Consider the following 12,086-nt stretch of genomic DNA (forward strand, 5'->3'; position numbering starts at 1 on the left):
ATCCGCTTGTGAAAGTGACGGGCGTGGTGTTCCCTGTGCATATTCGTCAAATGTTCCCTCTCTCTGGATTTTGAAAGCTATTTACTGTGTTAGGTTTTTTCGAACGTCTTGTTGATCCTTACACGGATTACCCTGAAACGGATGTGCCACCGACGAAGCTGTGGCCCTTTATGCGTGCCAATTCGCGCCCCTTTGTGAAGGTCTTTTGGATCACTGCGATCGTGTCGATTTTTGTTGCTGCGATTGAAGTAGGTTTGATCTGGTACATGGGGCGTATCGTGGATCTGTTGACCACCTTGCCGCCAGATGTTGTGCGCAGCGATTACATGTGGGAATTCATCGCGATTGCGGCTTTCATCTTGGTGTTAAGGCCGCTTATTCAAATGGTTGATGTCGCCCTTTTGAACAATACCATCTTGCCGAACTTTGGGACGCTGATCCGATGGCGTGCGCATAAACATGTGTTGCGTCAATCGGTTGGTTGGTTTGAAAACGACTTTGCCGGGCGTATTGCCAACCGTATCATGCAGACCCCTCCCGCAGCGGGTGAAGCGGTATTTCAGGTATTTGATGCCATGACATTTGCTGTCGCCTATTTGATAGGGGCTGCGGTTTTGCTGTTGGGGGCAGATATTCGTTTGGTTCTGCCTCTGCTGGCTTGGTTCGTGCTGTATGTGTTGTTGGTACGTTGGACGATGCGCCGCGTGGGACCCGCGTCAAAGGCGGCATCTGATGCGCGGTCTGTTGTGACGGGGCGTGTGGTTGACAGCTATACCAATATCCATTCTGTGAAATTGTTCGCCCATGACGAAACTGAGGTCAAATGGGCGGGGGAAGCGATTGAAAATACGCGCAAAACTTTTCAGGCAGAGATGCGGATCTTCACCAAAATGGATGTGATGTTGGTGACAGTGAATGGGTTCCTGATTGTTGGGGTTGTTGGCTGGGCTGTTTGGCTTTGGATGCTGGGCAGTGCCAGCGTCGGCGTTGTTGCCGCAGCGACTGCATTATGTCTGCGATTGAACGCGATGACGGGCTGGATCATGTGGGCACTGTCCAGTTTCTTCCGCAATCTTGGCGTGATTTCGGAGGGCATGGAAACCATCGCACAACCGATCACTTTGACGGATGCGCCAGGTGCCAAGCCTTTGGAATTCAAAGAAGGTGCGATTGAGATGCAATCCCTGGTCCATCGGTATGGGCGGGATACTGGTGGCCTATCGGGTATCGATTTGCGCGTAGAACCCGGGCAAAAGATTGGTCTGGTTGGGCGGTCGGGCGCCGGGAAAACTACCCTCGTGAAGCTTCTTTTAAGGTTTTATGATGTTGATGGCGGGAAAATCACCGTTGACGAGCAAGATATCTCGCAGGTGACACAAGACAGTTTGCGGCGCAAAATTGGGATGGTTCAGCAAGACAGTTCTTTGCTGCATCGATCCGTGCGGGAAAACCTGCTTTATGGTCGCTCAGATGCGTCCGAGGCGGAAATGATTGCAGCCGCGAAACAGGCCGAAGCGCATGATTTCATCTTGGAGCTGGAAGACCCTGAGGGGCGGCGCGGATATGACGCCGAGGTTGGCGAGCGCGGCGTAAAGCTTTCTGGTGGGCAACGACAGCGTATCGCGCTTGCGCGTGTGATCCTAAAGGATGCTCCGATCCTGCTTTTAGATGAGGCAACCAGTGCCCTTGATAGTGAAGTTGAGGCGGCGATCCAGGACACGTTATACGGAATGATGGAGGGCAAAACCGTGCTTGCCATCGCCCATCGCCTTTCAACGATTTCGCGCATGGATCGTATTATTGTGCTGGATCAGGGTCTAATTATTGAAGATGGGACCCATGACGAACTGCTTGCACAAGAGGGTTTATACGCAAGCTTCTGGGCGCGACAATCCGGTGGATTTTTGGGGCATGAGGAACAAAATGCAAACGAATAAGATAATCGATTGGTTTGCGAACCGCGTTGACCCAGAAATCCCAGCCGACGGCCCGCCCCCCGCACGATTGGGGGCGTTCCTTGGGTGGGCGTTAAAGGGATGTTGGCCCGTGATTGGCCTGGCCGCAGTTGGGTTTGCTGTGGGTGGGATATTTGAAGCGCTTATCATGTTTATGTTGGGCCGCATCATTGATGCGGTCACATTGTTCCAACCTGGAGGCGATTTCTGGGGGGAAAACACCGGAATATTATTGGCTGCATTCGGCATTCTTGTGGTGTTGCGGCCGCTGTCATTTGCCTTGGCGACGGGGTTTCAATCCATTGCAATGATGCCGAATCTGTTTGCCCAAGTGATGATGCGGCTGAATCGGCATACATTGGGGCAATCTGTTGATTTCTTTGACAATGATTTCGCCGGGCGTATCGCACAGAAACAGATGCAGACTGCCAATTCAATCGTCTCGGTGACCCAAGAAACCGTCAATGCGATGACATTTGCGGTCACGGCTGTGTTGGGGATGTTGGTTCTGTCGGGCAGCGTTGATTTGGGGCTGCTCGGGATCATGTTGGTTTGGCTGCTGGGGTATTTGGTGTTGCTGCGGTATTTCCTGCCCCGGGTGCGCCTGCGATCTGCCGCGCGAGCTGGGGCACGTGCAGGGGTTACGGGGCAAATCGTTGATACAATTACCAATATCAAGACGGTGAAACTGTTCGCCCATGACGCCCATGAGGATCGCGCAGCGCATGAGGCCGTCGCTGGGTTTCGCAACAAGGCCATAGAATGGGCGGCACTTGCGGTGTTGTTTCGGGTCTTATTGATCATTTTGGCGGGGTTACTGCCGGTCGCAATGTTGTCTTACGGGTTGATGCGTTGGCAAGAAGGCGGGGTCACTGGCGGTGATCTGACTGCGATTGGCGGCATGTCAATTCGGCTGTCGCAGATGACAGGTTGGGTCAGCTGGACCCTTATGGGGATCTATGGCGATTTGGGTGAAATAGAAGATGGGATGCACACCCTAAGCCCGGCCCATGAATTGGTGGATCACCCCGACGCGCAAAAGCTAACCGTACCATATGGTGAGGTCAGTTTTCAGGATTTGGGGTTCGCTTATGGTAAGGAAGTTGGCGGGGTTCGGAATTTGAATTTGACCGTGTCTTCCGGTGAGAAAATCGGCATTGTGGGCGCGTCGGGTGCGGGAAAATCAACGTTGGTTTCACTGCTTTTACGCCTATATGACCCAGAAGAGGGTCGTATTTTGATCGACGGCCAAGATATTGCGACTGTGACGCAAGATAGTTTACGCACCGAGGTCGCGATGGTGACACAGGACACGGCTATGTTTAACCGCACGGCCTTTGACAACATCCGGTATGGCCGACCTGATGCGGATGAAAATGCGGTGCGCACCGCAGCTCAAAAAGCCGAGGCGTTGGACTTTATCGCGCATTTGCGTGATCACATGGGGCGCAGTGGGTTTGATGCGTTTTTGGGCGAACGCGGCGTGAAACTCTCCGGTGGACAGCGGCAACGCATTGCGCTTGCGCGGGCCATTTTGAAAGACGCGCCGATCTTGGTTCTGGATGAAGCCACCAGCGCACTTGATTCCGAGGTCGAAGCCGCGATCCAACTTGCCCTAGAGGCAGTGATGGACGGAAAGACCGTTCTTGCGATCGCGCATCGACTATCGACCATTGCCCGGATGGACCGAATAGTGGTCATGGATCAGGGCAAAATTGCAGAAATTGGCACACATGCGGATTTGCTTTTGCAAAATGGTCTCTATGCGCGGTATTGGGGGCGACAGTCTGGTGGCTTTATCGGCATAGAAGGAACAGAGGTTGCGTGAATTTACAGTAGAACGACTTGGACACCAGGGCGATGGCATCGTTGAAGGCCCTTTGTTCGTGGCGGGCGTATTGCCTGGCGAAGTGATCACAGGCACGGTTGAGAAAGACCGCATTGTGAACCCTTCCATCGTGACGCCATCCTCAGACCGGGTAAAGCCGCCGTGTTCGCATGCGCGCAGCTGTGGTGGCTGTGGTTTGCAGCATGCATCAGATGATTTCGTGGCGAATTTCAAAAAATCGGTCGTTGCAAATGCGTTCAAAGCCCGCGGAATAGACACTGATATTGATGATGTTGTGACCTCGCCTGTGTCTTCGCGCCGCCGTGCTGTGTTTTCTGGTCGCCGGACCAAAAAAGGCGCGCTGGTTGGCTTCCACATGAAGGGTTCTGACACGGTCATTGCCATTCCAAAATGCACTGTGTTGCGTCCGGCTTTGCTGGAGATCATCCCGTTTTTGGAAATGCTGACGGTGGCGGGTGCGACGCGTAAGGGTGCGATGCGGTTTGCAGTGACGGAAACCATGTCCGGTATCGATATTCACGCAGAGGGTGGCAAGCCTGCTGATGGCGCATTGCTGTCTGAGCTTGCGCAGATGTCTGTTCATCCGGGGGTGGCGCGCCTGACGTGGGATGATGAACCTGTTGCCGCCCAGCACACCCCCGTATTGGAATTTGCAGGGTACAGTGTAACCCCTCCGGCTGGGGCCTTCTTGCAGGCGACGAAAGAGGGCGAAGACTGTCTAGTTTCCTCTGCATTAGAGACTGTTTCTGGTGCGAAGAAGGTCTTGGATCTGTTTTCGGGTTGTGGGACATTTTCCTTACCTGCCGCGAAGAATGCAGAAGTGCATGCGGTTGAGGGCGACAAGGATATGGTCACCAGCCTGACAGCGGCCTGGCGCATGGCACATGGATTGAAAACATTGACTGCGGAAGCCCGTGATTTGTTCCGTCGGCCCCTATTGCCAGATGAATTGAATCGGTTTGACGCGATCATCATTGACCCACCTCGGGCGGGTGCCGAGGCTCAGGTGATTGAAATTGCGAAGTCAAAAGTGAAAACCATCGCAATGGTATCGTGCAATCCGGTCAGCTTTGCGCGCGATGCCGAAGTCTTGCTAAAAGCGGGTTTCGAGATGCGCGATGTGAAGGTTGTGGATCAGTTCCGTTGGTCATCACATGTGGAAATCACAGCGGGATTTCACAGATAAGTGATCCCGCTGGGCGAATGAATGCAGAGGATGGGTTGTGTCGTTAGAGCGATGTGACCTATTCAAAAAGAAAACAGGTTCCGAAATTATGAAGCGTTCAACATTTTTAGCCGGGTTATTGGCTAGCTCATTTCTCACGGCGTGCAGTAGCAGAGATACGAAATTTCGCGGGTACAATGGCCCCCAAGTAACGCGGATCGTGCTTTATAAGGGGCGTAGAAAGCTTCGCCTGCTTCATAACAACGACGTGTTGCGCAGTTATCGTGTGCGTTTGGGCTTTGCCCCCGTTGGCCATAAACGGGTTGAGGGCGATGGGCGTACCCCGGAAGGGCATTACCAGATCGATCGTAAAAACCCGAACAGCCGTTTTCACCTAAGTGTCGGAATCTCATATCCAAATCGCGCGGACAGATCCGCTGCGGCTGCATTGGGTGCCAGCGCGGGTGGCGATATTTTCATTCACGGTGCCCCCCGCCGCGGCAGTACGGCAGATGGCAGCACAGATTGGACTTGGGGCTGTATTGCTGTCTCTAACCGAGAAATCGAAGAGATATATTCAATGGTGAGTGTCGGAACGCCGATCACCATATATCCATAAAAAGATGCCAATAAAAAAGGCGGGCAACTGGGCCCGCCTTTTCTACATATATGAGTTTATTAATTTTGGATGGCCGCTGCGGATGCAGTGACTTGCAGGGTTGGCGCAGTGTTGTTGCCGATCAGCAATGTCCACCAGATCTTTCCGTTGGCTTCCTGTGACCACGAAAACCCGAGATTCGTCGCGCCAGACGCCAAGATCACATCGCGCGTGTCTGAACGTTCCATCCACGCAGCGAGGGTTTGAAGCTCTGTTTCATAGGTTTCTGAGATGTTCTCGCCCAGTAGCGAGCCAACATAACCGGAACGGGTTACGCGAATAAGTGGGGATGAACCGTCAGACCCAAAGTGCCAAGGACGGTTCTGGACGGACATGTCTTTGGAATGGGTCGCGGCCGCTGCATTTAGCGCACTGTTCAACTGGACGGGGCTAAGGCCGGCGGCGGAACGCAGTGAATTCACGGAATCCAACATGCGGAACTGTACTTGGGACGCGTTTCCGATGCGATAGACTTGTGGCAAAGGTTTTCCATCAGGGCCAATGGACGGGGTCGGTTGCGTGCAGGCACCCAGAATAAGGATCAGAGAGGCGAACAACGCCAGAATATTTTTCATTGTGAAGCACCTATGGTTTGTCTGGTGTTCGTCTAAGCCCAAGCAGCGTGTATTTCAAAGCACCATCGTGTAAAATCGGCGGGATAACGCTTGTTTGATTTGCGACTGCGGCATTCCCGCAATAATGTCGGCCCAAATTCGTTGTCACCGAAGACCAAAGCAGGTTCAGAAAAATGTTTAAACCAGATCAAATCAATCGCCGGAGCTTTCTGACCGGGGCTTCCACCTTGGCCGCAGCTACGCTTGCGACGCCTGTTATCGCGCAGACGGCAGAAACCGGTGGCGAAGTTGTGAGCCACAATATCTCAAGCTTTCGGGCGCTCAGCTGGGAACCTTACTTCGCAAATACCAACAAAGGTGCGATTCTTGTGGATACCACGTCGCGCGTTTTGCACTTCTGGAACCAAGACCAAACGGTTTACAAACTGTTCCCAACGTCTGTTCCAATGAATGAAGAACTGACCCGTCGTGGTCGGACGTCTATCGTGCGTAAAGTTGATGGCCCAAGCTGGTCACCAACGCCGTCTATGAAGATTCGCAACCCTGAATGGCCTGATTACATCGGTCCTGGCCCGGAAAACCCCTTGGGCACCCATGCTTTGTACCTAAGCTGGACCTATTACCGGATCCACGGCACGCAAGACACGCGTAAAATCGGGCGTCGTTCGTCAAATGGCTGTATCGGCCTGTACAACGAACATATTGCTGAATTATTCGCGCTGACGAAAAACGGCACACAGGTTCTTTTGATCTAAAGCCACCTGAAATAGAGACGTATTAAGGGGGCATCTGCCCCCTTTTTCATGCCCAGCTTAAACCCAGCCGTGCAGGTTTTCATTGATGATTTGTGTCAGGGCCTGGATATGGATGTCTTGGTCGTTCAGGCAGGGAATATAGGTGAAGCTTTCGCCGCCGGCTTCCTTGAACGCATCCCCGATTTCCTCATTCACCTCTTCCAAGGTTTCGATGCAATCCGCGGAAAACGCAGGTGCGATGACCGCGATGTTCTTTTTGCCAGCCTTTGCCAGACGCGCGACTTCTTCAACTGTGTAGGGCTTCAGCCACTCTTCGACACCAAAGCGGGATTGGAAGGTCGAGATGATCTCACCGTCCTCCCAGCCAAGCCGTTCTTTCAGCAGTCTGGTCGATTTCACACAGTGGCAATGATAGGGATCACCTTGGGTTAAATACCGATGTGGCATGCCGTGATAGGACGCGATCAAGTGATCTGGGCGCGTCTCCATCTGGGCGTATGCATGTTCCACAGATGTCGCGAGCGCGTCCACATAAGCGGGATGTGCAAAATATGCCGGAACCGTGCGCGATGCGGGTTGCATGGTTTCCTTCTTCAAAGCCGCGAAGAACGCGTCATTTGCTGTGGCGGTCGTTGCCCCGGCGTATTGTGGGTACAGCGGGAAAAACAGGATACGTTCACAGCCATTTTCCACCATTTCGCGCACTTTAGACACGATTGAAGGGTTGCCATAACGCATCGTGAACTCGACTTGGACCTTGTCACCATATTGCGCGGCCAGCTGTTCACGCAAGGCGTCGGTTTGGGCGCGGGTGATGGTCATCAAGGGGCTTTCGCCCTGATCTTCGTTCCAAATGGATTTATACGCTTTGCCCGAGGTAAATGGCCGAAATGATAGAATGATCAGTTTTAGAATTGGCAGCCATTTCCAGCGCGGCGTGTCAACAACACGTGGATCAGATAGGAATTCGTCCAGATACCGTCGCATGGACCAGTAATCATACCCGTCCGGCGTGCCCAAATTGGCCACAAGAATGCCAGTTTTGGCGGTTGGTAACGTTGGATGGTTGTTTGGCAGCATAATATGTCCTGGCGCTTGACGCTATTCTGGTAGTTTGATTTCTGCTGTGTTTAACGCGTTTGCAAGGCTTTGTCTTGCAGTCCCTGGTTTTAACGGCTGTTGCTGTGTGTCATGTGGGGCCCAGCCGGTTAGGGTTATGACGTCAAACGTTGCTTTGATCCGGTCGTCCGGGGCAGGGAAGTTTTTCGCATAAATGTCCGACATCCCCTGAAATAGAGCCTTTTTCGTGGGTGCCGTAATCCGTTTAGCAATGGCATTGCCTTCGCCCATGGCGCGCAGATCACGCATCAAAGCGAATGCGTCGCCATAGGTGACGTTACGCGGCATATTGTCCGCAACGGGCAGGGCAAATCCCGCACGTTGCAATAGCGCACCCAGTTCGCGGATCTCGGCCATTGGGGCGACGCGGGGGGACAGGCCGCCAGTCAGGTCAATTTCGGCTTCGGCAATGGAACTGCGCAATTCAGACAGAGTTTGACCGCCAAACAATGTGCCTAGGAACAAACCGTCAGCTTTTAACGCGCGACGGCATTGTATAAGTTGACCGACAAGGTCGTTGGCCCAATGTAGGGACAACGCGTGAATGACCAGATCATATTGCTGTGGCGCAAGGGCCAGAATGTCGTCATCCGGCACAATATGGGCGTTCGGCATGAAATTCGCCCAAAAATCAGGAAATCCTGTGACAATTGCCACGGATTTAAACGACCTGTTAACCTCGTTGAGTCTTTCTTGAATCTCAAGCGCGGTGTCTTCCAGAAGGAAGGTCGCTGGCGTTTCCATTGCCGTGGCACGCGCGCGATTGCGCAGCAGGTGTTGGCGATTGGTTAGTCTATCTGGTTCGTTCATCCGTTTCTCCGGAAGGGCGTGCCGTGGAAGGTTGTGCCTGAGGTGATGATGCAAAAAGCGCTCGATGTCCTTTACCCGCCCCAATGCATAACATGCAATGCCACCGTTGAAACTATGAACAGTGGGCTATGCGCGCAATGCTGGGCCGAAACTCCGTTTATCAGCGGGTTGATCTGTGATTGTTGCGGTGTGCCCTTGCCCGGAGAAGAGCCGGATAACGAATTAGGCGAAGGACGTTTGAAATGTGATGAGTGTCTTAACGTTCAGCGATCTTGGCAACGGGGGCGTGCGGTGGCTCTTTATGGTGGGAATATCCGGAACATGGTTCTATCGCTGAAACATGGCGATAAGGCGGATCTGGGCAAACCAGCTGGACAATGGATGGCAGACGCGGCCAAGGATTTGATCACGGGGAAAACGCTTGTGGCCCCTGTTCCACTGCATTGGTCACGCCTGTTGAAGCGCCGGTATAATCAGTCGGCTCTCATGGCGTCGGCCTTAAGTAAAACAGCGGAAGTGGCCCTTTGTCAGGATCTGTTGATTCGGAGGCATCGCACCCCTTCAATGGATGGAAAAACCACGGTGGAGCGCGCGAAAATCATGTCAGGAAATGTTTTTGTTCACCCCAGGCGCAAGATCAGATGCGCTGGGCGCCCGGTGTTGTTGGTGGATGATGTGATGACTTCGGGGGCGACTTTACAGGCCTGTGCAGAGGCCTGTAAAATTTCCGGTGCGTCACGAGTTGACGTAGTTGTGTTGGCACGCGTTGCGAAGGATGCCTAAATCCCTATAAGTTAATACAAACTGAAGGGATCACGCGATGAAAACCGTTGAAATTTATACCACCCAAACCTGTGGGTTCTGTCACGCTGCGAAACGTCTTTTGGCGAAAAAGGGTGTGAAATATAAGGAAACTGACGTTGGGGGGGACCGTGCTGTGCGTGCTGCCATGTCAAAACGTGCTCAGGGCGCGACATCGGTTCCGCAGATTTTCATTGGAAAAGAACATGTTGGTGGCAATGATGATTTGCATCGCCTTGAGCGCGAAGGCGTTCTTGATATCATGTTGGGCGGCTAAATCATGCGTGCAGGGCTGATACAGCTGTCATCATCTGACATTCCCGCAGATAATTTGCGGGATGTGCTTGGATATATGCGCAAGGCCAAAGCAGATGGCGCATCTTTTGTGCTGACGCCAGAGGTGACGAATTGCGTATCGAACAGTCGCAATCATCAGCAATCAGTCCTGCAACATGAAGATCAAGATATTACACTGGCTGGCATACGCGATGAAGCTGCCAAGCTCGGCCTTTGGGTGTTGATCGGGTCGTTGGGGCTGAAGACAGATGACGCAGATGGGCGTTTTGCCAATCGGTCTTTTATGATCAACCCTACGGGTGATATCGTTGCGCGATATGACAAGATTCATATGTTTGATGTGAATATTGATGCACAAGAAAGTTTCCGCGAATCAGCGGGATATCGGCCAGGCGCGCAGGCTGTGGTTGCGGATACGGACTTTGGCAAAGTTGGCATGACGATTTGCTATGATGTGCGTTTTCCCCAATTGCATCGCGCGCTGGGCCATGCCGGGGCGGATATCATTACCGGACCTGCCGCGTTTTCACCGGTATCAGGCGCTGCGCATTGGCATGTTTTATTGCGTGCGCGCGCGATTGAAACCGGTTGTTTTGTGCTGGCGCCTGCCCAATGTGGCAAGCACCCGGTCAGCACGGGCAAGGCGCGATACACCTATGGCCACTCGCTGGCGGTTGCCCCGTGGGGCGAGATTCTGGTCGATGGCGGGGAAGATCCTGGGGTGACAATGGTTGATTTGGACATGTCTAAGATTTCTGACGCACGGGGGCGCATTCCAACTTTGTCCCACGACAGAAATTTCGAACGACCAGAAGGGGTTTCTGAGTGACCGACGGATCAGATCCCCTTGCAATTGCCCTGTTTTCGGAAGTTTTCATGACAGGGCAGCTGGCGCGCAATCGATTGTCGAAGGCGCTGCCCAAAGGGATGGAACTTTCGCATTTCTCGGTGCTGAACCATCTTGCGCATGTGAAAGACGAGAAATCGCCAGCACAATTGGCCCGTGCGTTTCATGTCACCAAGGGCGCGATGACGAATACTTTGTCCAAGCTGGAATGGGCTGGATATGTGCATATTCGCCCAGATTGGGATGATGCGCGGCGCAAATTTGTGTCCATAAGCCCTGCGGGCAAATCTGCGCGTGACGCGGCTTTGCATGCGATCACCCCTGTGATTGGGGACGCGGTGCATGATATCGGACCTGAAAAAATCCGGGCAGCATTGCCTGTTTTGCGCAGTTTACGTGATGAGTTGGACGAGGACTAAGTTGGGATTAAGGCGCGATTAACTGCGGTTCACGCTGGCCGTGACGTAGTTCACCGACAGATCTCTATCAGAAATAGACCATGTCCAAAGCAGGGGATTGAAGACAAAACCCTTGCGATCAACAGGCTCTATTCCTGCGGTTTTGATCAATTCCACCAATTCATCTGGGGTGATGAATTTTTTCCAATCATGAGTGCCTTTGGGCAGCCAGCGCATGATGTGTTCTGCGCCAACGATCGCCACAGCAAAGCTTTTTGGATTGCGGTTGATCGTCGAACATAAAAGCAAGCCACCCGGTTTCAACAGGGTTTTGCAGGCATGCATGAAGGCCTGGGGATCGGCGACATGTTCAATCACTTCCATGTTTAGCACAACATCGAAGGTCTCGCCCTCAAGGGTTAGATCTTCGGCCAGGCAATTGCGATAATCTATTTCCAGACCCATTTGACGGGCGTGTGCCTGGGCCACGGGAATGTTTCCAGCTGCGGCATCTGCACCAATCACATCAGCGCCAAGGCGCGCCATGGGTTCCGACAAAAGCCCACCGCCACAGCCGATATCAAGGATGCGCAGGCCTTTGAAAGGCAGATTGTCGTGGAGGTCACGATCAAATTCTGCGGCGATCTGGCGTGTAATGTAATCCAAGCGACAGGGGTTAAGCATATGTAACGGCTTGAATTTTCCGTTTGGATCCCACCATTCCGCAGCCATAGCTTCGAATTTTGCGACTTCATCCGCGTCGAAAGTATTTGTATTATTCTCAGGAGCGGCTTGCATTCTGAACCCCGTGTGGTTTTGTTGGCGTATTGTTGCGACAGCATATCGCCTGTTTGCTG

Annotated in this window: 13 protein-coding genes and 1 pseudogene; 10 read left to right on the forward strand and 4 right to left on the reverse strand. The window is 52.9% G+C overall.

Annotation, left to right across the window (positions count from 1 at the left end):
- The first annotated feature begins 86 nt into the window (after window positions 1–86).
- The 4 genes from RJ38_RS08745 to RJ38_RS08760 all read left to right on the forward strand — a co-directional run bounded on the left by RJ38_RS08745 (window position 87) and on the right by RJ38_RS08760 (window position 5,588).
- Entirely contained in the window at window positions 87–1,937 is a 1,851-nt protein-coding gene (locus RJ38_RS08745) for an ABC transporter ATP-binding protein (RefSeq protein ID WP_039018471.1), read from the forward strand.
- A complete protein-coding gene (locus RJ38_RS08750; protein WP_039018472.1) occupies window positions 1,924–3,783 on the forward strand; it encodes an ABC transporter ATP-binding protein in 1,860 nt (619 codons plus the stop codon). Before RJ38_RS08745 ends, RJ38_RS08750 begins: the two co-directional genes overlap by 14 nt.
- Window positions 3,776–4,990 (forward strand): class I SAM-dependent RNA methyltransferase, encoded by a 1,215-nt coding sequence (locus RJ38_RS08755; RefSeq protein ID WP_039018473.1) that lies wholly within the window; start codon window positions 3,776–3,778, stop codon window positions 4,988–4,990. The genes RJ38_RS08750 and RJ38_RS08755 overlap by 8 nt, the downstream gene beginning before the upstream one ends.
- Window positions 4,991–5,189: 199 nt before the next feature.
- Window positions 5,190–5,588: a L,D-transpeptidase family protein gene (locus tag RJ38_RS08760; protein WP_420319412.1), complete on the forward strand. Its 399-nt coding sequence runs from the start codon at window positions 5,190–5,192 to the stop codon at window positions 5,586–5,588.
- Between the two features lie 59 nt (window positions 5,589–5,647).
- On the opposite strand, the gene dalA is transcribed toward RJ38_RS08760, so the two are convergent.
- The gene (dalA, locus tag RJ38_RS08765) at window positions 5,648–6,202 is read right to left on the reverse strand and encodes a divisome-associated lipoprotein DalA (RefSeq protein WP_039018475.1); all 555 of its coding nucleotides are present in this window, start codon (window positions 6,200–6,202) and stop codon (window positions 5,648–5,650) included.
- 173 nt (window positions 6,203–6,375) lie between these two features.
- Between dalA and RJ38_RS08770 the strand changes: the two genes are divergently transcribed.
- The gene (locus RJ38_RS08770) at window positions 6,376–6,957 is read left to right on the forward strand and encodes a L,D-transpeptidase (RefSeq protein WP_039018476.1); all 582 of its coding nucleotides are present in this window, start codon (window positions 6,376–6,378) and stop codon (window positions 6,955–6,957) included.
- A gap of 57 nt (window positions 6,958–7,014) precedes the next feature.
- Here RJ38_RS08770 and hemH read toward each other — a convergent pair whose 3' ends face one another.
- A complete protein-coding gene (gene hemH / locus RJ38_RS08775) occupies window positions 7,015–8,037 on the reverse strand; it encodes a ferrochelatase (protein ID WP_039018477.1) in 1,023 nt (340 codons plus the stop codon).
- 21 nt (window positions 8,038–8,058) lie between these two features.
- On the reverse strand, window positions 8,059–8,886 hold the full coding sequence (locus RJ38_RS08780) for a methyltransferase domain-containing protein (protein WP_039018478.1): 828 nt from the start codon (window positions 8,884–8,886) through the stop codon (window positions 8,059–8,061).
- 48 nt (window positions 8,887–8,934) lie between these two features.
- Here RJ38_RS08780 and RJ38_RS19420 point away from each other — a divergent pair.
- From RJ38_RS19420 to RJ38_RS08800, 5 genes and pseudogenes are all read left to right on the forward strand, one after another.
- Window positions 8,935–9,132 (forward strand): annotated as a pseudogene (locus RJ38_RS19420) (double zinc ribbon domain-containing protein); the annotation flags it as partial.
- 45 nt (window positions 9,133–9,177) lie between these two features.
- Window positions 9,178–9,669 carry a ComF family protein gene (locus RJ38_RS08785; protein ID WP_337588973.1) on the forward strand — a complete coding sequence of 164 codons (492 nt, stop codon included), beginning with the start codon at window positions 9,178–9,180 and terminating at the stop codon, window positions 9,667–9,669.
- 37 nt (window positions 9,670–9,706) lie between these two features.
- Window positions 9,707–9,964 carry a glutaredoxin 3 gene (gene grxC / locus RJ38_RS08790; RefSeq protein ID WP_039018479.1) on the forward strand — a complete coding sequence of 86 codons (258 nt, stop codon included), beginning with the start codon at window positions 9,707–9,709 and terminating at the stop codon, window positions 9,962–9,964.
- 3 nt (window positions 9,965–9,967) lie between these two features.
- Window positions 9,968–10,813 (forward strand): carbon-nitrogen hydrolase family protein, encoded by an 846-nt coding sequence (locus tag RJ38_RS08795; RefSeq protein WP_039018480.1) that lies wholly within the window; start codon window positions 9,968–9,970, stop codon window positions 10,811–10,813.
- Window positions 10,810–11,250: a MarR family winged helix-turn-helix transcriptional regulator gene (locus RJ38_RS08800; protein WP_039018481.1), complete on the forward strand. Its 441-nt coding sequence runs from the start codon at window positions 10,810–10,812 to the stop codon at window positions 11,248–11,250. Before RJ38_RS08795 ends, RJ38_RS08800 begins: the two co-directional genes overlap by 4 nt.
- 18 nt (window positions 11,251–11,268) lie before the next feature.
- Here RJ38_RS08800 and ubiG read toward each other — a convergent pair whose 3' ends face one another.
- Entirely contained in the window at window positions 11,269–12,027 is a 759-nt protein-coding gene (gene ubiG, locus RJ38_RS08805; protein WP_039018482.1) for a bifunctional 2-polyprenyl-6-hydroxyphenol methylase/3-demethylubiquinol 3-O-methyltransferase UbiG, read from the reverse strand.
- Window positions 12,028–12,086: the final 59 nt, after the last annotated feature.

The sequence above is a fragment of the Halocynthiibacter namhaensis genome (assembly GCF_000812685.1).
Taxonomy (GTDB): domain Bacteria; phylum Pseudomonadota; class Alphaproteobacteria; order Rhodobacterales; family Rhodobacteraceae; genus Halocynthiibacter; species Halocynthiibacter namhaensis.